Below are 22,862 nucleotides of genomic sequence, written 5' to 3'. Positions count from 1 at the left end.
CCGCCGCGCAGGCGACGGCTCACGCGTCGCCGCGTGGCTCGCGCGCGAGTTCCTCGCCGGCCGTCGACACATCGACCGCGTGCGTGACGTTGAGCTTGCGTGCACCCAGCTTGCGCTTGAGCGCATCGAGATCCACCCGCGCCAGTTGCTGCGCTTCGCTTTCCAGCGCACCCAGCCTCGACGGCTGCAACGTGACCTCGACATCAAGCCCTGTGCTCAGATAGTGCAGGTTCACCGTGGCCGCCGTGAGCCCTTGCGCGGCGAGCGCGGATTCGACTTCCGCGGCGATCTTTGCACGCGGCGGCAGATTCACGGGCGGCCGCGCGATCGCGTCGTTTTCCGGGTCCACGTGAATCAGCGCGTCGAGCACGCGGCTATCGGCCAGCACTCGCGTGCGCGCCGTCTCCGCGATGTAGTGGCCTTCGGAAACCGAGATCAATGGATCGACGAGAATGTGCGCGTCGACGAGTGCAAAGTCGCCCATCTTGCGCGTACGCAACTCGTGGACATCGCGTACGCCGGGCGTCGACATCAGCCGCGCGCGCAGATCAGCCGTGGCCGATTCGTCGAGCGCGCGGTCGGATAGATCCTGTAGCGCGTCCCAGCCAAACATCCAGCCCATGCGCGCGATCATGAAGCCGACGATGGCCGCGGCGATAGGATCGAGCAGCCTCACGCCGGCCAGGCTCCCAAGAATACCAAGCGCAACCACCAGCGACGACGCCGCGTCCGAACGCGCATGCCAGGCGTTCGCAATCAGCATCGCGGATCGCACGCGCTGCGCCTCGTGCAGCATGTAGCGGAAGAGCCCTTCCTTCGACAGCAGCACGACGATGGCCACGGCAAGCGCGCTCATATGCACGGCCGGAATGCTTTGCAGATCGGTGAGCCGCGTGCCCGCGCGCCACAACATGCCGACACCGACCGAGATGAGCAGCCCGCCAAGAAAAAGCGAAGCGACCGTTTCGTAGCGACTATGTCCGTAATTGTGATCGGCGTCTGGTTCCGCGCCGCTATGGCGATTGGCGACCAATACGACAAAATCCGAAATAAGATCGGCGAGCGAATGCACGCCGTCCGCGACGAGTGCCTGGGAATGCGCAATTACGCCCACGACGATCTGTACCGACATCAACACCGTATTGAGTCCGATGCTGACGTAAGTGCTTTTGCGCGCGACGCGCTGTTTTTCCACTGATTGCTCGGCCACGTTGGAAGGCATGTGAAAGAATGCAGGTTCGTTATTTTTGATTCTACCCGCTGCTCGATGAAACCGCTGTTAAGCGAAGAAAAAACATCTTTCAAATCATATGCTTATCAAAACGCGAAGCATTCTCATTGTGGGCCGGTGCGTCGTGTATGAAGTTCAATAGCGCAGTCGGGTAATCATGGGCCAATAAAAAACCGCAGCCCGAAAAGCGCTGCGGTTTTCTTTTAATGCATTGCTCGCGACTCGAGCATTAAGTCATATTATTTCTCGATGAGAAATTTATCGCGGTCCTGACCTGCGATCCAGCGCGGCGGCTTACCACGGCCCGACCACGTGCTTCCACTGGCGGGATCGCGATATTTCGGCGCAACGCCAGCACGCGGACGAGACGCCGCTTTCGCCGCCTTTGCGCGACTGCCGCCGAGTTCGGCCAAAGTAATGCCGTAATCAGCCATTTTCTGCTTGATTTCGTTTAGCACTTCCGCATATTCGCGCGCTTTCGCCTCTTCGATCTGCTTTTCGAGCTTTTCGCGCTGCGCGAGTAGTTCCCTGTAGGAGGACATAGTTCCCTTGTGGTTCGATAAATGGACGACGGTCTGTGCCGATTAGCCCGGAAAGTGATCATGCCTCGGAATTTGCTGGCGAGATTAACACAAAGTAGAAACGCGAGAAAAGCCTCCGCGCGAAATTAATTAATCTCAATTTCATAAACTTTCATCACGGTCGCAATTGTCAAGTCTCACCGCTCTATTATTCTTTCCCTGAAAAACCAAGCCCTGCTAATAGAGCGCTATTTAACTGACAAATCATGAAATATAAAAGTTAATTTATACGAAAACATTTCATGCCGTGCGAACTTGGGTCGCGAACGTAAAATCATCTTTACAGCCAGGTTAAAAACCGGCGATCGAACGGAATTCACGCATCAGTCGGCCGCTCGATGCAATCCTGCAACGCAGCGCGCAGGGTATCCTCATCGGGCGCGGGGGTTTCGAACTGAAAACGGCTGCGAGCTCCCGCCAGTTCGAGGTCGACACCGTAGCGGTCCACTCCCGCCAATCGCACGTGCGGCGACCGGCGCGGATGGCGCTCGAAGAATTCGACCAGCCTCTCTTCTTCGTCGAACGAAACCGGGCCGAGCGGATCGAGTTCGTCCGCCGTCAGCCAGCCCATCGCGCCAAAGCCGCCGATGTATCGGATGCGTTCCACCGACATCACCCAGAACGAGAAATCGCCCAGCGCGAGATAGCGCTCGGCGCCCGGGTGATAGCGGAGGTATCGGCGGATCACGGGCGGCGTCGGCTCGACGTGCTCGAACGTGCCGACCAGTGTGATCCGCTGGCCGTTGAGGACATCGCCGTCCGGCGCATGGACGATCAGGAAGCCGGCGCGCGGATCGGACTGCAGATTGCGCGTGTGTTCGGCAAGGCGGCTCACGAGTATGGTCGGACGGTGGCGCGCATTGGGCGCAAATGGCAGCACAGTCGGATACGGAAAGCCCTGCGGCTGACGCGAGTGCGTCGCGAGCGTACCAAACGAAGCCTGATGCAGCAGATGCAGCGGAGCGTGAGCGGGGATGTTCAAGTGCGCGTCCTCGGTGGAATGGATGCGGCGGCGTGCGAACCCGATGGGTGAGCCGATGCCATGCAGACGCGCCGCGTGGAAGTCAATATTAGTTCAAGGGCTTGCCGGCACGACGCGGGATGCTTCGCTAGAATCCAAGATCGCTTTCAGCGCGCTTCCGCGTGCCGTCTCCCCATTCACCGAGATCTCCGTGTCCGATCGTCCGTCCGATTCCGCCTCGCTGCCCGCCGCGCACCGCAATCTGCCCGTCGGCGCGCGCAACCGCGCCCGCTACGCGACGATGGCGCTCTTTTTCATCGCGGGGATGATGTACGCGTCGTGGGGCGTTCATGTGCCGACTGTACGCGACCGCTTTCATCTGAACCCCGCGATGCTGTCACTCGCGCTGTTCGCGGTCGCGGGCGGCTCGATCGGCGCGATGGTGACGAATGCTCCATGGATTGCGCGCGTCGGCACGCGCCGCGCGTGTCTCGCGGGCGGGCTCGCGATGTCGGCTTGCGGTGCGTTGATCCTCGTCGTCCCGTGGTACTGGATGCTGCTCGTCGTGCTCGCGATCTTCGGCGCGGGCATGGCGACACTCGACGTCGCGATGAATGCCGAGGCCAGCGCCGTCGAAGAGGCGCTCGGCCGGCCGATCATGTCGTCGCTGCACGGGATGTTCAGCGCCGGCGGGATGGCGGGCGCGGCCGTCGGCGGCGCGGCGCTCGCGCACGGCATGGCGCCCGCGCTGCATCTGCTGCTCGCGTCGCTCGTCAGCGCGGGCGTGCTGGTCGCGGCGTGTCCCGCCGTGTTGCCGCACGTGCCGCACGCCGAGCATCCCGATGCGCATACGCCGCGCGCGAACCGCTGGCGCTCGCCGGCGCTATGGGCGCTCGGCGCAATCGCGCTGATTGCGCTGATCGCCGAAGGCGCGATGTACGACTGGGCGACCGTCTATATGCGCGACGTCGTCGCGTCGACGCCCGCTGTCGCCAGCGCCGCCTATGCAGCTTTCTCAGGCGGCATGGCGGCCGCGCGTTTCGCCGGCGACGCCGTGCGCGCGCGTTTCGGCGCGCCGCAGCTGATCGCCGCGAGCGCGTCGCTCGCCTGCGCGGGCATGATCGGCGCGCTGCTCCTGCCGAACGCCGTCGCTGCGCTGACGGGCTTCACGATGATGGGCCTCGGCCTCGCCAACATGATGCCGGTGCTGTTCGCGGCCGCGGCGCGCGTGAAAGGCATTCACGCCGCCGAGGGTCTCGCGCACGTCGCGGGCCTCGCATACTTCGGCCTGCTGCTCGGTCCGGTGATCATCGGCGGCGTCGCGCAGGTGACGAATCTGCCGATCGGCCTGTCCGTCGTCGCACTGTGCGCGGCGCTCGTCGCGTTCATCGGGCCGAAGGTATTGCGCTGGCTCGGCATCTGAGCGCCGCCGCTCGCGTTCGGCTCTCCGGCGCGTCGTGCGGCGCTACGTCACGTAACGTGCTACGTGACGTGCGCAGACATTTCACTGCACGCCCCACTCTCGCAAATCTCCCCGCATTCTGCCCATCGCGCTGAATCTATTGATTTTGTTAGGGTTCCAGACGATGCCACGCCATTGCAAACGCCGTGCGCGCAATGGCATAGGCTTTGCTCAAACATCAGACGATGCGCGACGCAGACATGCTCATCGCGTCACTGAACAACTACCGACGGCAACTGAAGCGTCAGGGAGGACGGCGGACCGGAACATCGGTCCGCCGTATTTATCGCTGCATCGCCGTCTGGCGTGACGGAAGCTGCGCCGTCTTGTTCAGTCACAGCTCTTGAAACGTGCTGTACGTCCGCCCGAAGTCGTTCCGTTCGAGAAAGTTCGTATAGGTCATCGTCACGGACGCGTCGAGCGCTTCGACGTAATGCCACCAGCCGATCGGCAGAAACAGCAGTTCGCCCGGCTCGAGCGTGCACTCGATCATTCGCGCCTGCTGGACGGAAGGAAAGCGTTCGACGTCGATCGCGCCGCCGTCGATCTGCGAATAGCAATGCAGATGGTTGTACATGTGCGCGGTATCGGTGAACGGCACGAGCAGCACGCGCTTGCGTCCGACCACCTGCGCCATCACGTTGTTGGTCAGGTCGTGATGGAACGGCGTCTTCGTGCCGGCCGGTCCGAACCAGAAAAAGCCCGCATCGGCGGCGCCCGCATCCAGATATTCGCCAATGGGCGGCGCATCGGCCCATAACGCCGCGAGCGCCGCACGGTTGCGCGACGCGTTATTCGCCGTCATGTAGAAGTCGTTCGTCACGCCGCTCTGTTCGACGTGATCGACGTAGTCACGAAAGCGCATCGTGCGCTTCAATGCGGGCTGGTTGATCTCGTAGTCCGCGTCCGCATCGCGCCCGAATTGCACCTCGACTACCGCGTCGCCGCAGCGCGCGCGGAAGTAGTCGAAATTCCATCGCTCGCGCGCGGGCCACGAATCGAACATGCTCGTGATGATCACAGGCCGGTTCTGGAAATAGAACCGCTCATAAAACGCATCGCGCGGCAGACGCACATCGTTCGATGGAATCCGCTCCGGTGCGCATGCGATTCAGGTCGCCATACACGGAAAGCATCCATTCGCGCTTACGCAAACGATTGCGCAAGCGTGAACCCGCTTGAAAATAAGGGCTTTTCAGCGTGCTATCGATTTCGCATGACGCGTGATCGTGCTCGAACCCATGCTGGACGAGCACGGCGTACACGGTTTCGGGCGCAGCGTCGAGCAACAGGTTTTCGGCGATCCAGCGACGCCATTCATCATCGATCAGACGTGTCACGACAGCCCCCAAACGTTGATGTCCCGTTCGACAGTATCTCCGGCATTGCGCGCGAACGTGCGCGGCATGCGCAGGAAGGCGCGCGCCGCGAAGCAAGCCGGACGCGCATGAAAAACAAAAGGCACGCGGGTCGAAACCCGCGTGCCTCCTGGGGCCTTCCGGCCGGCTCGGCGTCAGACGGAGAGCGGCGAGCCGCTCACCGCCCGCGACAACCGCTCTTACATCTTGACGACGTCGAGCAGCGTCTTCTTGCCCGACTTGTAGTTGTACAGCGAGATCACGCCGTGCTTCAGGTCGCCCTTCGAGTCGAACGTCGTTTCGCCGATCACACCCTTGTAGTCGGTGTTCGGCATCGCTGCGAGAATCTTCGCCGGATCGGTCGAGTTCGAACGCTTCATTGCGTCGACGATGATGTACACAGCGTCATACGTGAACGGAGCGTAGATCTGGATCGGCTGGCCGAAGCGCTTCTGATACTTCGCCTGGAACGCCGCGCCGCCTTCCATCTTCTCGAGCGCCATGCCGGCTTCCGAGCAGACGATATTGTCGGTTGCGTCGCCTGCCAGGTCAGACAGCTTGTCGGTACACACGCCGTCGCCGGCCAGCACCTTCGCACGCAGGCCGAGCTGCTTCGCCTGCTTCGCGAACGGGCCGCCCGTTGCGTCCATGCCGCCGTACATGATGGCGTCCGGGTTTTCGCCCTTGATCTTCGTCAGAATGGCGCGGAAGTCGACGGCCTTGTCGTTCGTCGCGTCATGCGACATCACGTTCAGGCCCAGCGACTTGGCCGTCTTCTCGAATTCGTTCGCGAGACCCTGGCCGTAAGCCGTCGAGTCGTCGACGATCGCGACGCTCTTCACCTTCAGGACCTTGCCTGCATAGTTAGCCAGTGCCGGACCTTGCTGCGCGTCGGTCGCCACGACGCGGTACGTCGTCTTGAAGCCCTGTTGCGTGTATGCCGGGTTCGTTGCCGACGGCGAGATCTGGACGATGCCTGCATCGCTGTAGATCTTCGAAGCCGGAATCGACGTGCCCGAGTTCAGGTGGCCGACCACGGCGACGACCTTGTCGTCGACCAGCTTCTGCGCGACCTGCGTAGCCGTACGCGGGTCGGCCGCGTCGTCCTGTGCGTCCAGTTGCAGCGTGACCTTCTGGCCACCGACCGTCAGCCCCTTCGCGTTGATTTCCTCGACTGCGAGACGTGCGCCATTCTCGTTGTCCTTGCCCAGGTGAGCGATGCCCCCAGTCAAGGGTGCAACATGGCCGATCTTGACAACGGTATCTGCCGAAGCCGTCGTCGCCAACGTTGCAAACAGCATCGCCGCAGCGCTGATCGGCAACAGCTTTTGAATTTTGATGTTCATGTAAGTCTCCGATTTCGGTCCCAAAAACAACGTAATCGCCCTTGTGCCCCGCTTCCTTCACGTGTCGCTCAAATCCCGTGGACGACTCCGCCGGATGCATCGTTCATGCACTTGGCAAGCACGCGTTCCAGCCTGTTTGTGGCAGGTGGCGCCCCGCGCTTGCGCGCAAGTGTAGGCCATCAAATTAATTTGTGGGGTTTTTTTGAGTAAGTGGGAACACTACCAATAGCGTTTGTCCCATTTAGTCGTGAATCGGGCCACAACGCCGCCCCGCAAGCGCCAATCCATACGGCTCTGGGGAATACGAGGCTTTCTTCTATAACGCGGACCTCAAGCTTCGCGGGTATCGTCCGTTAATGCGCCGGATATGCACCGATCCCGTCATAACGCGTGAACGTAAAGTTGATAAACCAGCACTGAGAACGTTCTCATTTTTTCTTATGCGCTGCTCCTATATATAGGTGTAGGTGCAAGCGGCACTTCGGGCATTCGACGCACGCGCGGATGCCGATGGCTCCCACGCGAAATTCTCGGTAAAGCGTACGGATCAGTATCACTGCGCTGTCTCGGGACTTGCGTCCATTCGGCGCATTCAAGATGGTGTTCCTCAGACGAGTGCGCGGACACGTGCGCAACTCATGCGTCAACGCCTGCGAAGCCCGCGCGGCGGGCCGGTGAACCATCGCCATCGCTTCAACCCGCTTACGGGCGCGGTGCCGTCGGCGAAGCGCGTCAGTCAACCGTCAGCGCGCGCGAGCGCCTGCTGCAGCCGCTTTCTTTTGATGGCACACTGAGCGCCCGCTGCGGGCCAGGCGCGCGCAAACGATTGTCTGCCCGCAGCGCGGCGGTCCAACCGTAGCGGTCCAACAGCAGCAGCCCGACCGCGGCATCCCCGTTTATGCAAGGAGAAACAACGTGAGCGTGACTTCCCGATGGATCGACATTCCGACCGGCAATGACTCGTTTGGCGCGTACATGTCGACGCCGAAAAGCGGTAAGGGTCCGGCCGTCATCATCATTCAGGAGATCTTCGGCGTGAACGGCCACATTCGCGACGTCGTCGATCAATATGCGCAGGACGGCTATATCGCGATCGCACCGGACATCTTCTGGCGCACGCAGCCGCGCGTCGAACTCGGGTACGTGGGCGCGGATCGCGACAGGGGCATCGAGATCCTGCAAAAGACCAACGTCGAGCTCGCCGTCGCGGACATCGGCGCAACGGCAGCTGCGCTGCGCGCGATGCCCGAAGCGACGGGCAAGGTAGCGGGCATCGGCTATTGCTTCGGCGGACGTCTCGCGTATCTGGCGGCAGCCGAAGGTACGCTCGATATCGCCGTGTCGTACTACGGCGGCGGCATCCAGAACCAGCTGGACAAGGCGCCGCAGATCAAGGTGCCGATGCAGTTCCATTACGGCGAACTGGACCACGGCATTCCGCTGTCGGCAGTCGGCGAAGTGAAGGAGCGCTTCGCGGGCCGCGACGACGCCGAGCTGTACATCTATCCGAACGCCGATCACGGCTTCAACTGCACCGAGCGCGCGAGCTATCACCAGCACTCGGCGGCGCTCGCGCACGGCCGCACGCTGACTTTCCTCGCCACCCACGCGTAAGTTACGCTAGAGGCGTGACGTGGCTGCGTCGCGCCTGACATCTGTGCGTCACGTCACCGGCAGCCCGCGCGTGTCGTCAACAACATGCCAATCCGGGCGGGGGACTTCGTCGTGCAAGCCGACTATCTCGATCATGATGCGATCGGCCTCGCCGATCTCGTGCGCAAACGCAAGGTGAGCGCGCGCGAGCTGCTCGAAACGGCGATCGCGCGCGCCGAGGCCGCCAATCCCGCCATCAACGCGATCGTTCTGAAGGATTACGACGCCGCTCGCCAGCGCGCATCGCGCGAGCGCGCGAACGGCAGCACGTATGCCCCGGTCGCTGGTGCGCTTGCTGCCGGTGCGCCGGACGCAGATGCGCTCGGCGACGGCCCGCTCGCCGGCGTGCCGTATCTGATCAAGGACCTGGGACTGCCCGTCAAAGGGCTGCGCATGTCGATGGGCAGCCGTCATTACCGGCATTACGTTCCCACCGAAGACGCCCCGCTCGTCGCGCTGACACGCGCCGCCGGCCTCAATATCTTCGGCAAGACGAGCACGTCGGAGATGGGCCAGATGCCTTTTACGGAGCCCGAACTGTTTGGCCCGTGCCGCAATCCGTGGAATCTCGATCACACGCCGGGCGGTTCGAGCGGCGGCTCGGCCGCGGCCGTCGCGGCGGGCATCGTGCCGCTCGCGCATGCGTCGGACGGCGGCGGTTCGATCCGCATTCCCGCTTCGTGCTGCGGCCTCTTCGGGCTCAAGCCGTCGCGCGGACGCCAGCCGTCGAATGGCGTGCCCCTGCCCGGCGAACTCGGGATCGATCACGCCGTTTCGCGCAGCGTGCGCGACAGCGCGTTGCTGCTCGATCTCACCTCCGGCAACGCGGAACGGCCGATGGGCGCGCCCGGCACTTTCCTCGCCGCGACGCGCGAACCGTGCAAGCCGCTGCACATCGCATTCGTGACGGACCCGATGTTCGCGCCCGCGCTGTCGCCCGACGCCCGCGCCGCGCTCGACGATGCCGCGCACCTCGCGGCATCGCTGGGCCATCGCATCGAACCCGTCTCGCTCGGCATCGACTTCGCGAGCCTGCGCGAAGCGTTTCTGATGATCTGGTCGGTGAGCGCCGAGAATCTCGTGCTGAAGGCCGATCAGATCACCGGGCGCAAGCCGAACCGCGACCAGTTCGAAATCGCCACATGGACGATGGGACATATCGGCCGCAAGCTCGGCGAGCGCGAACTGCCCGAGGCGCTCAAGGCGCAGCGCAGCGTCAGCGCGAAACTCGCCGATCTGATGACGCGTTACGACGTAATCCTGTGCGCGACGCTTGCCTCCGCACCGATCAAGATCGGCGAAATGCAGCCGACCGCCGTCGAGAAAATGCAGATGCGCGCGGTCACGACGGTCCCTGTCGAACCGCTGATGCGCAAGCTGCTGACGGATGTCTCGAACAGGGCGTTCGCATGGGCGGGCTGCACGGAACTCTTTAATCTGACGGGCCAACCGGCGATGTCCGTACCGCTCTACTGGAATGCGCGCGGCCTGCCGATCGGCGTGCAGTTCGCGACGCGCGAAGGCGGCGAAGCGACGTTGCTGCGGCTCGCGGCTCAACTGGAGACGGCGCGTCCGTGGTTCGACAGGCGGCCGCCGCTGATGCCCGCACGAATCTAGGCCGTCGCGAAAAGGATCAGGAGAACACTCAGGCGGGCTTGCGCATCGCGTCGAGATCGGCGCGACGCTGGGCCGGCACGCACGCGACGGCGATGATCGACAGTGCGAGTCCGCGCATCACGTAGGACGTCGGCGCGAGCGGAGAAACCGACGTTTTGATGAGCCACGTGACGATGAGCTGGCCGAAGCCGCCGAACAGCATCACCGCGAAGTTGTACACGAGCGAACGACCGATCGAGCGCACGCTCGCAGGAAAGAGTTCGGCCATCAGCGCACCGAACGGGCTTCGCGTGCAGAAATGCTTCGGAATCCGCGAGATACGGGCGGATGTCGTAGCCGATCGGCCCGATCACGCGCCCGATGACGAACGGCACACGCCAGCCCCACGACTTGAGCGCTTCCGGCGATAACCCGCGTGTCACCAGCGCGCTGACGACGGCGCCGAGCAGCAGCGGCGCCGAGCGGCAGCGCCGCTGCCTGGCCCGCCATCTGCCAGTTGCCGTAGAAGCGGCATTTCGAGAACGGCGCCGCTTCGATCAGCAGCACACTCGAACTGCCGAACTCGCCACCTGAGGGGAAGCCTTGCAGCAAGCGGCCGATCACGATGACGACCGGCGCTCCGATGCCGATCGCCGAGCACAGCGGCGCAATCGCGAGCGGCAGAATGTGATTCGAATGGGGCGGCAAGGCCCCGCGCGCACCCCTTGCGGGTGTATAGGAGCGCGACACTCCGTTTCAACCACATTCATAAGGCAAAAGCGCGCCCACAAGATAAGAGAGCGCCACGCCGCATTGCGCGGCGGGCGCTCTCTTCGGCTGCTGCGAAGGGCGCGCTGAGCGATGCCGCGATGCATCGCCCATCACGCACCCATGAACTTCGCGACGCTTCGCTCAGGCCTTCTTGTTATATGCGCTGCACCAGCCCTTGTTGGCCACCTGCTTGCCCGCGAACATCGGGCATGGTGCATAGGCGTCGGTGGGCTTGCCCTGGAAGAAGCTGCAGTTGCCGCAGTCCTGGCCGGCAGCGTATTTCGCGTACTTGGCCTTGTCGACTTTCGTCGCGTCTTCCTTGTAGCCGAGTGCCTGCGCGGTCGGATCGGATTCGGCGACCTTCGGCGCATCGGCGAACGCCTGGCGGGACAGCGCGAGCGAAGACGCAACGCCGATGCTCGTGATCAAAAAGGTACGACGGGAATTTTTCATGGGGACTCACTCCGTTTCTCTTGTGGGTATTGACCAAGCCGTTCTGACGACAGCCGTCCCCAAGCATAGCAATGAAGCCGACGCGCGTGATGCCTGAAATGCCCGTCATAAGCAAATCCGTAGCGTGGACGTTGAATCGCGTGCGGTTGGATTATGAAGATCGTATGCGTGTCACGGCGGCGTCACCTTCGCTACATATCGGCGCTCGCGCGTTCGCGCCGTTGGTGTCTACGAATCGGCTGCCGTTGGTTTCTGCGAATCGGCCGTGGGCTCCGCGAACCTGCCGCCCGCTTTTGCGAACCACTCGCAGCTACGCGCGACCGCTCACTTCGCATACGCGCTGCGCAATCGCAAGCGATGCCGTCAGTCCCGGCGACTCGATACCGAACAGGTTCACCAGCCCGCGCACGCCATGCGCGGCGGGACCTTGAATCAGGAAGTCGGCGGCTGGCTCGCCGGGCCCCGACAGCTTCGGACGAATACCCGCATAGGCCGGTTGCAGCGCGTCATCGGGAAGCCCGGGCCAGTACGCGCGGATCGCGGCATAGAACGACTCGGCGCGACGCGGATCGACGTCATAGCCGATCGAATCGACCCATTCGACATCGGGACCAAAACGCGTCTGTCCGCCGAGGTCGATCGTCAGATGCACGCCGAGCCCCGCTTCGTTCGGCATCGGATAGATCAGGCGGCTAAACGGCGCGCGGCCTGAAATGCTGAAGTAGTTGCCGCGCGCGAGATAGAGCGGCGGCACGTGACGCGCGTCGAGTCCGCGAATCTTGCGCGCAAGCGCGTTCGCATGCAGGCCCGCGCTGTTGATCACGCACGCCGCGCCGATCGTGGTCGGCGAACTGCCGCCGACCTTCACGACAAAGCGCCCGTTGATCGCCTCGACCGCTTCGACGGGCGCATGAAACGCGCAGATCGCGCCGTCGCGCTCGGCATCGCCGAGCAGCGCCAGCATCAACTGATGGCTGTCGACGATGCCCGTCTGCGGCGAGAACACCGCTTCGACGCATCGTAGCGACGGCTCCAGTTCCTGTGCGTCCTCGCCGGAAATGCGCATCAGGTCGAGCACGCCGTTTTCCTTGCCGCGCGCCATGATGCTTTCGAGTTGGGGAATCTGATTGCGCGCGGTCGCGACCAGCAGCTTGCCGCAGCGCTGATACGGCACGCCGCGCTCGGCGCAGTAGTCGTAGAGCATCTCGCGGCCGCGCACGCACAGCGTCGCCTTGAGTGAGCCGCGCGGATAGTAGATGCCCGCGTGTATCACTTCACTGTTGCGCGAACTCGTGCCGACACCGATGGCTTCGGCCGCTTCGAGCACGATCACTTCACGTCCACGCGCAGCCAGAGCGCGCGCGACGGCAAGACCGACGACACCAGCGCCGATCACCACACATTCGATCTGATCCATGTCCATTGGACGCGGCTCGATGCGCCGCGTTCTGTCTCGTCATCCAACTGGATATCGAAAGCGTGCGGCACCTGATGACTCGCAGCCGCGCGCTGTCGAACGCTTCACATGCACAATGCGAAATCGCACAGCGCGCCACAGACACAAATGCCCGCAGCCTGACTCGGCTGCGGGCATCGATATGTGGGAACGCTAGCGCGTTCGACTCAGTGTACGCCGACGACGCGCATTCCTGGTGAATTCCGGCGCACCATCGCGGGCCAGCGTTCCACGCGCGCCACAACAGGGTTGATCAATCCACGGCAGTTGTGCGTTTGAAAAGATGGCGCAGATTCGCCTGCGCGACGGGCACCGTATAGCCGCCCATCGCGAACTGCTGCGGGTACGCGGGCGCGTTCGGATTCAGGCTCAGTTCGCCGTTTGCGCGGGCTTGCGCCAGTTCCGCCCTCACTTCGGCGCGCGTCTTCGGACCGTTCTGCGTAGACAGCGTTTGCGACGGAGCCGGACTGTAGCCGCTCGCGAAAGCCGGCACGGCGACCATTGCGGAAATCAACAGTGCTGCAAGCGAAGACGTTTTCATGATCGGTTCCTGACGTGAGTTTGGAAACGCGGTTCGCATTTCGATGAACGCAGTCTAGTCCTCGCCTATCGCGTTGCCGACCCTGATTAATGGAATTGACTGTTGCCGGATTGATTCATATCGGACGCGAATCGCCCTTCGCGCGGCGTGGAATAGCCCGCATCATCCGAACAATAAAAAGGCCGCGCTAGCGCGGCCGTTCGCATAAATCGCGCTGGCGCCGTTAGAAACCGATCGGTTTGCGGCGCGAGTTGTAGTCAAGGCGGATATCGTCGGCGCTTATGTGATCGCGGCCTGCGATGCGCGCCGAGCCGAAGCCGTTCAGAATCGCGCGCCGCATTTCGCGCGGCGACGCTTGCGCCAGCGCGTCGAGCGTTTCTTCGCCCATTTCCGCCGGAAAGCGCTGCCCCCAGCCATGCGCCAAGCGGATCTCGTCGTAGATCGACTGCGCGATGCGCCGCGAGCCCTCGCGATCCGGCGGCGGAATCTCGTAGACGTTCATCCGGTTGAGGATCGGCTCGGGAATTGCGCGCTCGTCGTTCGCGGTCGCGATCCAGATCACGTGGCCAGCGTTGATCGGGATTTCCGCGAACTCGTCGATGAATGTCTGCGCGGTGTCGTGTTCGAGCAATGCGTAGAGCGCGCCGAGCGGATCGTATTGCGAATCGCCCGTCGCCTTGTCGATTTCATCGACGGCGATCACCGGGTTTGCATAGCTGCCGTGCACGAGCGCGTCGAACACCTTGCCCGGCTTCGCGTTCTTCCATTGCGACGACGCGCCCGACAGAACCCAGCCCGCCGTCAGTGAACTCATCGCGACATAGTGATACGACGTGCCGAGCATCCGCGCGAGTTGCTTCGCGAAGTGCGTCTTGCCGATGCCCGGATCGCCGAGCAGCAGGATCGGCATCAGCTCCAGCCGGTCGTCCGTTTCGAGGCACAGCGCGACCTGCTTGCGGATATCGTCGAGCGGCTCGTTGAAGTTGGGCAGCGCGCCGATCAGATCGTCGATGGACGGCATCCGGTTCGGCTTCACGCAAAAACGCAGGTTGCCAACCTTGAGCATCTTCTCGTACGTCGAACGCAGTGCGTCGCTGGCGCCTTCGCTCAGTTCGTTCAGCGCCGTCTCCACCTGATCGAGGTCGTAGACCTTGCTGAACGATGCAACCGCGATTTCCTGTTTCACCATTGCCGTTGTCATCGCTTCACCCCGTTGTGCCGGACTTGCAGCCGCAGCGTCCCGGACGCCGCTCCGGTTTCAGTGTATCGACGCCGAAATACCATGCAAGCCAGCAGCCGCGCGGGTGTGCTGCTAACGGCGGCAGCGGGCGAGGCGCTTGCTTGAATCGCCACGTCCGCGCCCTTATCTGCAATGCACTGTTACCGTCGAAGGCTGAACCTTGGTTCAGGATCGAATGTCAGAAAACCGTTATCTCGATAAAGCGTAAGATGGTCGGCGGTCGCAAGAAAGAACGCGCGGACACCGCACGCTTTGGCGAAACGCAGCGATTCCGGAGACTCTCTTTTCATGTTGAAAACCAGCTTCGCCGCCCTTCTGGTCGGCGCCTCGCTGATCGCACAGGCCCCGATGGCTCAGGCGCAACAGCGCCCGGCGGCGGCCGTCGTCAAATGGGAATTGCAGGTGATGCGCGACGGTCAGCAGATCGATACATTCGACGGCACGACGACCGTCGGCCAGGCGCGCACCGACACGCATCATCACGTGGTGCAGAACAACGTCGGCTGCAAGAACGTGCCGGCGGGCAGCATCGATCTCGCGCGCACGCTGACCGTGTCGCCGACTCAGGTGGATACGAGCGGCGTGACGTTCTCGATCGACGCGCAGGAAACGCTCGAAGAACCGGGCATGCGCACCACGGACACCGGCTGCAAACTGCCGCCACAGCCGCGCCAGGTGAGCGCGAATCATCCGGCGCTGAAGGTGCCGCCGGGCGACTGGACCACATGGACGATCGTCGACAAGGACCCGAATCTCGTCTATCGGTTGCGTGCAAGCGTCGCAAACAATCCGTGAACCCAACGACCGACGTGGATAACGCGGCATGCGAAACCCCGAAGAACTGATACGCGAAAACATCGACCGGAAAGACTTCATCGCCGTGAGCTGGAACTTGCACAAGGGGCGCTCACCGCTCGGCTTCCAGGCGTGGGAGGCGATGCAGCGCTGGGTGCAGTCCGTTCATGCCGATGCGTATTTCCTGCAGGAAGCGATGGCTCGCCGGATGCCCGCGCCCGTGCTGGCCAGTTCGTTCGGCGCGCGCATGGGCGATTTCGACAACGACGTATGGCATTGCCAGGCAACGGAAATCGCCGAGTCGCTGGATTTGCAGATCGCGCTCGGGCCGAACGTGTTCAAGCCGTCGTGGCGGCACGGTAATGCGATCCTGTCGCCACATCCGCTCGATCTCGGCGGACGCTGGGACATTTCCGCGCACCGTTTCGAGCGGCGCGGGCTGCTGGTCGCGCGCGCGACGTTCGGCGGCCATGCGGTGACGCTGCTGTGTGCGCACCTCGCGCTCACGCGCCAGGCCAGGCTGCGTCAGATGCACTGGATCGCGCACTGGATTTCGAAGGAAGCGCCGGACGGTCCGCTCGTGCTCGCAGGCGACTTCAACGACTGGCGCAACGATTCGGTGCCGCTCTTTCGCGAACACGGCCTTGTAGAAGTGGCGACGCTGCTCGGCGAGCCGGGCCGCACGTTCCCCGCGTTCTCGCCTGCGCTCGCGCTCGACAAGATGTTCGTGCGCGGAATGAAGCCCATCGAGTGGATCCAGCCGGCGCAGGAAACCGCGTGGCTGTCGGATCACCTGCCGTATATGGCGCGGCTGCGCGTCGAATAAACGCGGACTCGTGACGCGGACGGACTTCGCGGTCGGTCGCGCCGGGGCGACTTGTGACGCGGACTTCGCGGTCAGTCGCGCCGGGGCGTCCAGACGAGCTGCGCACTGATCGTTTCGCCGGGCTTTAGCACCCGGTAGCCTGCGCGCTCGCGCATCTGCATGTCGTTCGCGTTGAAGCAGTCGGTCGTGTTCGTGACGGGCTCCACGCACAACTGCGCCTCGTTCGCGGGCGCAAACACCACGAGATGATCGAACGGCGCTTCCGCCGTCAACGTCAACTGACGGCGCTCGTCCCGCCACGCAACCGTCGCTTCGCGCGACCAGCCGCTGAAGTTGTTGTCGAGATCGAACGCATCGGCGCTCATGCCGTGCTTCAGCGCGTCGACGGCGGGATGCGAGCCGAGGTGAGTCGGCAGCACGTCTTCGTCGGTGTGCCACATCTGCTCGACGTTGGCGGTGATCGTCGTATTCGCGGTGCGCGGGTAATACGGATGATGACCCATGCCGAACGGCATCGGACCGTCCGAAAGGTTCTGAGCGGTCAGCGTGATACGCAGTGCGCCGCCAAGCAACTCGATGCGCTGGCTCGCACGATAGCGGAACGGCCAGTCGCCGCGTACATCGGGATCGGGCACATGCTCGAAATGCAATTCGACGGATGCGGCCGTGCGCGCCCCGACACGCCACGGCCTCTTCCACGCGTGGCCGTGCAGCGCGTGCGCGAACGAGTCGCTGTCCGAGGCCAGATCGATCGTGCGACCTTCGAACTCGAAGCGCGCACCGCGAATGCGATTGCAGTATGGGAAGAGCGGGAAGCTCGCCATTCGCAGCGGATCGCGTTGGACGATTGCGGCGCGCGTCGCGGGGCGCAGCCAGTGCAGCACGCGTTGCGACGTCGGTTCACGCACCGTTTCGTAGTACGCGGCGATCGATCCGCCGACGTCCGGCGCGACCACGAGCGTCGTATCGCCGCTCGTCAGCACGACGAGCGCAGGATCGTCGATGCGCAGATCGGTGGCCATGTCGGCCGCAGACGGTTTGAAGAAGGCTTCGCGCATGATCGTTTGAGTTGGCGTGGACGGTTGCGGCGCAGGGCGGCGTCCCATCATGCCGAAGCGGCTCGCGCGACCGAGAATCGCACGCCGAAGCCTTCCTGTCAATATTATTAGTAATAATTCGTCCCGAAACGTGGCTCATCAGACGACGGGAAAAGGCCAGAAAAGCGGGTTTGCGCGTGTTGTCCAGCGCATATTATTAGTGTTACCGTCAGCACGACGATGCCTGCGGCATCCCCGTCTACAAGCCGCGTTGCGCGGCCATATCAATGAAAAAATCGACCCAGCGCCGTCCGACGATGACCGATATCGCCAAGCTCACCGGCGTATCTCAATCGACTGTTTCCCTCGTCCTCAACAACGCGACCAGCGCGAAGTTTTCCGAAGCCACGCGCAACAAGGTGCTGAAGACGGCGCAGGAACTCGGCTACCGGCTCGCCCCGCGCGAACCGCTGCCGCGATCTTCCGACGAACGCAACCTGATCATCTATCTCGCCGACGAAATCTCGACGAGCCCGCATCCCGTCGTGAACATCGACGGTGCGCGCGATGCCGCGTACGCAAGCGGCAAGCTGCTCGCCGTCTACTCGACGCACGGCAACGCGGACATCGAGCAACAGGTGCTCGACGCCGTGCTCGCGAGCCCGACCGTGTTCGGCGTGATCTACGCAACCGTCTACACACGAAAGGTGACGCTCCCGGCCGCACTCTCGCGCGTGCCGACCGTGCTGCTGAACTGCTATACGAGCGAGGGCGACCAGTCGTCGATCGTACCCGCCGAAGTCGCGGGCGGCCACGTCGCGACGGAATACCTGCTGCGCGCGGGGCACAGACGGATCGGCTATATCAACGGCGAGCACTGGCAGGACGCTGCGAAAGACCGCCTGAAGGGCTATCGCACCGCGCTTGCCACCGCCGATCTGCCGTTCGCGCCGGAGATGGTGCGCGACGGCGACTGGAGTTCGGGCACGGGCTTCGAGCACACGCTTTCGCTGATGCGCGAGCCGCATCCGCCCACTGCGATCTTCTGCGCGAACGACCTGATGGCACTCGGCGCGATCGAGGCGCTGAAGCAGCTCGGCTATCGCGTGCCCGACGATGTCTCCGTGCTTGGCTACGACGATCAGGAGATCGCGCGCCACACGCATCCGCCGCTTTCGACCGTCGTGCTGCCGAACTACGAACTGGGCCGCTGGGCCGTCGAAACGCTGCTTCAGGAAGTGCAGAACCAGTCGGCGGGCGCCCCCGTCCGTCATCGGATGGTGAAGCTCGATGGTCCGTTGATCGAGCGCGGATCGGTCAGGGTAATTACCGAGGCAAAAGCGCCAGCAATTAATATTATTAGTGATTGACCGATAATAATTCGCGATGAAATAATCGGCGCGACCGGTCACGTCATCACGGGAGTGCCGGCGGCAGTTGAAGCACAAAAGCACAACACATCCAACTGGTACCTGGAGGAAGACATGGCGTCGCACAATCGGGATTCGCGCCGGCAACGGCTTCAGCCGCTAGCCGCATCGCTGTTGGCAGTCGCTCTGGGTTTCGGCGTCGCGTCGGCACAGGCCGACGACCTGCCGAAGCTCGCCACCAAAACGCCGCTGAAAGTCGGCTTCGCGCAGACGGAGAGCAACAATCCGTGGCGTCTCGCTGAAACGAGAAGCTTCAAGGAGATCGCCGCCAAGTGCGGCTGGCAGCTCGTGATGACCGATGCAAACGGGTCGAACTCGAAGCAGGTCTCCGACATTCAGAGCATGATCGCGCAGCACGTCGATCTGCTCGTATTCCCGCCGCGCGAAGAGAAGCCGCTCGCACCCGTTGTGCTGCAAGCGAAAAAGGCTGGCATTCCAGTGATTCTCGTCGACCGCAACGTCGATCAGTCGGTCGCGAAGGCGGGCCGCGACTACATCACGTTCATCGGCTCCGACTTCATCGACCAGGGGCACCGCGCCGCCGACTGGCTCATCAAGGCGACGGGCGGCAAGGCGAAGATCATCGAGCTCGAAGGCACGACGGGCGCTTCCGCCGCGAACGACCGCAAGAAGGGCTTCGATGAAGTGATCGCGAAGCAGCCGGGCATGTCGATCATCGCGTCGCAAAGCGGCGACTTCGCGCGCGACAAGGGGCGTCAGGTGATGGAAACGCTGTTGCAGGCGCACCCGGACGTGACGGCCGTTTACGCGCACAACGACGAAATGGCGCTCGGCGCGATCGCCGCGATCAAGGCGGCCGGCAAGCAGCCTGGCAAGGACATCCAGATCGTGACCATCGATGGCACGAAGGGCGGCCTCGACGCGATAGCCTCGGGTGAACTCGGCGCGAGCGTGCAGTCGAGCCCGTTCTTCGGTCCGCTCGCGTGCGACGTCGCACAGCGCTTTGCGAAGGGCGAAAAGATCCCGACGTGGGTCAAGGTGTCGGACCGCTTCTACGACAAGAGCAACGTCCAGGAAAGCATGCAGTACGGTTACTGAGGGCGTCAGTGTGCGGCTGGCGCTTATTGGGCAGTGACCCGGCCGCGCGCGTCTCGATTCACGCAGCAAGGCGCGCAGCGAGCCGGACAGGCAGGGCCTCATCGAGGCGCACGCGCGCCCCGCTGACGGGAAGGGTTTGAAGCGACGTGTCCGTTGCGCGCGTGCTTTCGCGATCGACGGTCCGTCGCTTCGCTTTGTCGGGCGTACCATGGACGTCGCGGCCCAACGGGCGGCCACTCGTCGTCGCGCGCGGTGCCGCTGTTCGTCGCCGGTACGTCGAAGCCTTGGGCAACGCATCAGTCGACACCTCAACTCCCGTTGACCGCTCTGCATGGGACGGCAGTAGGCACCAAAGCGCCAGTTCCCGCCGACCGCCTTGCATGGGACGGGAGTAAGCGCCAAAGCGCCAACTCCCGTCGACGCATAAGGAGACATATGTGACGCAAGCCGACGCGCATTCCGACGCTCCGCAGTCTTCCGCCCGCGCGCCCCTGCTCGACATGCAGGGCATCGACATTTCGTTCGGCGGCGTGCCCGCGTTGCGCGGCGCGAATCTCACCGTTGCGGCGGGCGAAGTGCACGCGCTGATCGGCCAGAACGGCGCAGGCAAATCGACGATGATCAAGATCCTCACGGGCGCTTACCGTCGCTCGGGCGGCAGCGTGCGCTTCGAGGGCCGCGAGATCGACTTCCGCACGCCGAAGGAAGCGCGCGAAGCGGGCATCAGCACGATCTATCAGGAGATCAATCTGGTGCCGTTCCGCTCGGTCGCCGAAAACATCTTTCTCGGACGCGAGCCGCGCCGCTTCGGTCTGATCGACTGGCGCGAAGTGCAGCGACGCGCCTCCGCGTTGCTCGAATCGTTCGGCTTGCAGATCGATGTGAGAAAGCCTGCGGGCAGCTATTCGACGGCGATTCAGCAGATGGTTGCGCTCGCGCGCGCCGTGTCGTCGGACGCGAAGATGGTCATCATGGACGAATCGACTTCGTCGCTCGACGAACGCGAAGTCGAGCTGCTCTTCAGCGTCGTGCGCAAGCTGCGCGACGACGGTCGCGCGGTGATCTTCGTGTCGCATCGTCTCGATGAGCTGTACGCGCTGTGCGACCGCGTAACGGTGATGCGCGACGGTCAAACCGTCGCCCAAAGCGCGATGAAGGACATCGACAAGCGCCAGCTCGTCACGACGATGCTCGGCCGCACGCTCGCCGCCGTCGTGCAGGACGACAGCGCCACGCGCGAAGCGAATCTCGCGCGTCGCGGCGACAAGGCGATTTCCGCGCGTCATCTCGCTGCGCATCCGAAAGTGAGCGACGTGTCGCTCGACGTCCACGCGGGTGAGGCCGTCGGCCTCGCCGGCCTGCTCGGCTCGGGCCGCACGGAAACGATGCGCCTGCTGTTCGGCGCGGACCCGGCCGAGCGCGGCGCACTGTCGATCAACGGCGAGACGGTCGCGCTGAAGTCGCCGCAAGACGCCATCGCGCGCGGTCTCGCGTATCTCACGGAGGACCGCAAGGCGGAAGGCATCGTGCCGGACCTGTCGGTGCGCGACAACCTCACGCTCGTCTGTTTGCGCACGCTGTCGAAGCACGGCGTCGTCGACGTGAAGAAGCAGCAGGCGATCGTCGAGCGCTTCATCGCGTCGCTCGGCATCAAGCTGCGCTCGCCCGATCAGCCGATTCGCGAGTTGTCGGGCGGCAATCAGCAGAAAGTGCTGCTTGCGCGCTGGCTCGCCGCGCAGCCGTCGCTGCTGCTGCTCGACGAACCGACGCGCGGCATCGATGTCGGCGCAAAGGCCGATGTCGCGAAGATCGTGCGCGAGCTGCGCGACGAAGGCATGGCAGTGCTGCTGTCCGCGTCCGAACTCGAAGAGCTGACGGCCGTCGCCGATCGCGCCGTCGTGATCCGCGACGGACGCACGGTCGCCGAACTCGACGGCGCGCACATGAGCGAATCCGCGATCATGGATGCGATTGCCTGGGGCAGTGCGGGCACGTCGCAGCTCGTGGAAGCGGCGCAGTCCGCGCATATCGGCGATGCACTGGAGGGCGACCGCCATGGCTCATGAGTCGCTGCGCAATGATGGCGCGCCGCTCGCCGCGTCGGCATCGGCGCCCGACACGCCGACGGTAAAGAAAAAACGGCGCCTCGCGATCCAGCGTGAAATCGCCGTGCTGCTCGCGATGCTCGTCTTCAATCTGCTGTTCACGCAGCACTTCTGGTCGCTGCAAACCTTCAACGTCAATCTGACGCAGGTCGTGACGATCGTGATCGTCGGCATCGGCATGACGCTGGTCGTGGCGACGGGCGGCATCGATCTGTCGGTGGGCGCATCGATGGCGATCGCGGGCGCACTCGCGCCAATGCTCTTCATGCACATCGCGGGCCCATCGGGCATCGCGCTCGCATTCGTGCTGCCCGTTCTGGCCGCCGCGCTTTGCGGCGTGTTCAACGGCTTTCTCGTGACAAGACTAGCCGTGCAGCCGATTGTCGCGACGCTCGTATTGTTCATCGCCGGACGCGGCATCGCGCAGGTCGTCACCGACGGCAACCTTCAGGCGTTCAACAATCCCGCGTTCCAGTGGATCGCGCTCGGCAAGGTGGCGGGCATTCCGTTCCAGGTGCTGCTGATGTTCGCGCTCGTCGCGTGCTTCGCGTGGATCGTGCGCAAGACGCTCTTCGGCCAGTATCTGCTCGTGACGGGCGGCAACGAAAAGTCGGCGTATCTGAGCGGCGTGCCGACTGCGCGCGTGAAGATGATCGCGTACACGCTGTGCGCGGCGCTGTCGGGGCTCGCAGGGCTGATTTCGATTTCGGTGAATTCGTCTTCGGATGCGAACGTCGTCGGGCTCGGCATCGAACTCGACGCGATTGCCGCCGTCGCGGTCGGCGGCACGGCGCTGACGGGCGGCAAGGCGTATATCGGCGGCACGCTGATCGGCGCGCTGATCATCCAGCTGCTGCGCTACACGTTGCTCGCGCATGGCATTCCCGATGCGGCCGCGCTCGTCGTCAAGGCGGCCATCATCATTGCGGCGGTGTACGTGCAGCGGCGCTCGCGCTGAAGC

At 63.6% G+C, this 22,862-nt stretch carries 19 protein-coding genes and 1 pseudogene; 9 read left to right on the top strand and 11 right to left on the bottom strand.

The window, feature by feature from the left end:
- Positions 1 to 19 precede the first annotated feature (19 nt).
- The 3 genes from BMW76_RS03355 to BMW76_RS03345 form a co-directional block, all read right to left on the bottom strand.
- A complete protein-coding gene (locus BMW76_RS03355) occupies positions 20 to 1,222 on the bottom strand; it encodes a cation diffusion facilitator family transporter (RefSeq protein WP_090862876.1) in 1,203 nt (400 codons plus the stop codon).
- A gap of 248 nt (positions 1,223 to 1,470) precedes the next feature.
- Positions 1,471 to 1,773 (bottom strand): H-NS histone family protein, encoded by a 303-nt coding sequence (locus BMW76_RS03350; RefSeq protein ID WP_090862871.1) that lies wholly within the window; start codon positions 1,771 to 1,773, stop codon positions 1,471 to 1,473.
- A gap of 355 nt (positions 1,774 to 2,128) precedes the next feature.
- Positions 2,129 to 2,794 (bottom strand): HugZ family pyridoxamine 5'-phosphate oxidase, encoded by a 666-nt coding sequence (locus BMW76_RS03345; protein ID WP_090862868.1) that lies wholly within the window; start codon positions 2,792 to 2,794, stop codon positions 2,129 to 2,131.
- 190 nt (positions 2,795 to 2,984) lie between these two features.
- Between BMW76_RS03345 and BMW76_RS03340 the strand changes: the two genes are divergently transcribed.
- Positions 2,985 to 4,196: an MFS transporter gene (locus tag BMW76_RS03340; RefSeq protein ID WP_090862865.1), complete on the top strand. Its 1,212-nt coding sequence runs from the start codon at positions 2,985 to 2,987 to the stop codon at positions 4,194 to 4,196.
- A gap of 373 nt (positions 4,197 to 4,569) precedes the next feature.
- On the opposite strand, the gene BMW76_RS03335 is transcribed toward BMW76_RS03340, so the two are convergent.
- Both BMW76_RS03335 and BMW76_RS03330 read right to left on the bottom strand, forming a co-directional pair.
- Positions 4,570 to 5,310 (bottom strand): cupin-like domain-containing protein, encoded by a 741-nt coding sequence (locus BMW76_RS03335; RefSeq protein WP_245763110.1) that lies wholly within the window; start codon positions 5,308 to 5,310, stop codon positions 4,570 to 4,572.
- 483 nt (positions 5,311 to 5,793) lie between these two features.
- Positions 5,794 to 6,939, bottom strand: coding sequence for a branched-chain amino acid ABC transporter substrate-binding protein (locus BMW76_RS03330; RefSeq protein ID WP_090862862.1), 1,146 nt, complete (start codon positions 6,937 to 6,939; stop codon positions 5,794 to 5,796).
- Between the two features lie 915 nt (positions 6,940 to 7,854).
- On the opposite strand from BMW76_RS03330, the gene BMW76_RS03325 reads away from it, so the two are divergent.
- Both BMW76_RS03325 and BMW76_RS03320 read left to right on the top strand, forming a co-directional pair.
- Entirely contained in the window at positions 7,855 to 8,553 is a 699-nt protein-coding gene (locus BMW76_RS03325; protein WP_090862860.1) for a dienelactone hydrolase family protein, read from the top strand.
- A gap of 111 nt (positions 8,554 to 8,664) precedes the next feature.
- Positions 8,665 to 10,209, top strand: coding sequence for an amidase (locus BMW76_RS03320; protein ID WP_177200299.1), 1,545 nt, complete (start codon positions 8,665 to 8,667; stop codon positions 10,207 to 10,209).
- A gap of 28 nt (positions 10,210 to 10,237) precedes the next feature.
- Here BMW76_RS03320 and BMW76_RS03315 read toward each other — a convergent pair.
- From BMW76_RS03315 to BMW76_RS03295, 5 genes and pseudogenes are all read right to left on the bottom strand, one after another.
- Positions 10,238 to 10,875 (bottom strand): annotated as a pseudogene (locus BMW76_RS03315) (MFS transporter); the annotation flags it as partial.
- Positions 10,876 to 11,100: 225 nt separating this feature from the next.
- Positions 11,101 to 11,412: a high-potential iron-sulfur protein gene (locus BMW76_RS03310; RefSeq protein WP_087739799.1), complete on the bottom strand. Its 312-nt coding sequence runs from the start codon at positions 11,410 to 11,412 to the stop codon at positions 11,101 to 11,103.
- Positions 11,413 to 11,722: 310 nt separating this feature from the next.
- Complete coding sequence (locus BMW76_RS03305; protein ID WP_090863579.1) at positions 11,723 to 12,829, bottom strand: NAD(P)/FAD-dependent oxidoreductase; 1,107 nt, start codon at positions 12,827 to 12,829, stop codon at positions 11,723 to 11,725.
- Between the two features lie 292 nt (positions 12,830 to 13,121).
- Positions 13,122 to 13,409, bottom strand: coding sequence for a DUF4148 domain-containing protein (locus BMW76_RS03300; RefSeq protein ID WP_090862854.1), 288 nt, complete (start codon positions 13,407 to 13,409; stop codon positions 13,122 to 13,124).
- Positions 13,410 to 13,632: 223 nt separating this feature from the next.
- Positions 13,633 to 14,610 carry an AAA family ATPase gene (locus tag BMW76_RS03295; protein ID WP_090862851.1) on the bottom strand — a complete coding sequence of 326 codons (978 nt, stop codon included), beginning with the start codon at positions 14,608 to 14,610 and terminating at the stop codon, positions 13,633 to 13,635.
- 327 nt (positions 14,611 to 14,937) lie between these two features.
- Between BMW76_RS03295 and BMW76_RS03290 the strand changes: the two genes are divergently transcribed.
- Positions 14,938 to 15,444 carry a hypothetical protein gene (locus tag BMW76_RS03290; RefSeq protein ID WP_090862848.1) on the top strand — a complete coding sequence of 169 codons (507 nt, stop codon included), beginning with the start codon at positions 14,938 to 14,940 and terminating at the stop codon, positions 15,442 to 15,444.
- Between the two features lie 28 nt (positions 15,445 to 15,472).
- Complete coding sequence (locus BMW76_RS03285) at positions 15,473 to 16,270, top strand: endonuclease/exonuclease/phosphatase family protein (protein WP_090862845.1); 798 nt, start codon at positions 15,473 to 15,475, stop codon at positions 16,268 to 16,270.
- 71 nt (positions 16,271 to 16,341) lie between these two features.
- Here the strand turns inward: BMW76_RS03285 and BMW76_RS03280 are convergent, their stop codons facing one another.
- On the bottom strand, positions 16,342 to 17,328 hold the full coding sequence (locus BMW76_RS03280; protein ID WP_245763109.1) for an aldose 1-epimerase: 987 nt from the start codon (positions 17,326 to 17,328) through the stop codon (positions 16,342 to 16,344).
- A 296-nt stretch (positions 17,329 to 17,624) separates the two neighbouring features.
- On the opposite strand from BMW76_RS03280, the gene BMW76_RS03275 reads away from it, so the two are divergent.
- The 4 genes from BMW76_RS03275 to BMW76_RS03260 all read left to right on the top strand — a co-directional run bounded on the left by BMW76_RS03275 (position 17,625) and on the right by BMW76_RS03260 (position 22,859).
- Positions 17,625 to 18,677, top strand: coding sequence for a LacI family DNA-binding transcriptional regulator (locus BMW76_RS03275; RefSeq protein WP_090862840.1), 1,053 nt, complete (start codon positions 17,625 to 17,627; stop codon positions 18,675 to 18,677).
- A 114-nt stretch (positions 18,678 to 18,791) separates the two neighbouring features.
- A complete protein-coding gene (locus BMW76_RS03270; RefSeq protein WP_090862837.1) occupies positions 18,792 to 19,796 on the top strand; it encodes an ABC transporter substrate-binding protein in 1,005 nt (334 codons plus the stop codon).
- Positions 19,797 to 20,296: 500 nt separating this feature from the next.
- Positions 20,297 to 21,862: a sugar ABC transporter ATP-binding protein gene (locus tag BMW76_RS03265; protein ID WP_177200305.1), complete on the top strand. Its 1,566-nt coding sequence runs from the start codon at positions 20,297 to 20,299 to the stop codon at positions 21,860 to 21,862.
- Complete coding sequence (locus tag BMW76_RS03260) at positions 21,852 to 22,859, top strand: ABC transporter permease (RefSeq protein WP_090862832.1); 1,008 nt, start codon at positions 21,852 to 21,854, stop codon at positions 22,857 to 22,859. Before BMW76_RS03265 ends, BMW76_RS03260 begins: the two co-directional genes overlap by 11 nt.
- The last annotated feature ends 3 nt before the right edge of the window (positions 22,860 to 22,862 follow it).

Origin of the sequence: Paraburkholderia diazotrophica (assembly GCF_900108945.1) — a bacterium.
Lineage (GTDB): Bacteria > Pseudomonadota > Gammaproteobacteria > Burkholderiales > Burkholderiaceae > Paraburkholderia > Paraburkholderia diazotrophica.
Note: the sequence above shows the minus strand (reverse complement) of the source record. Positions and strands in the feature narration are given on the sequence as shown.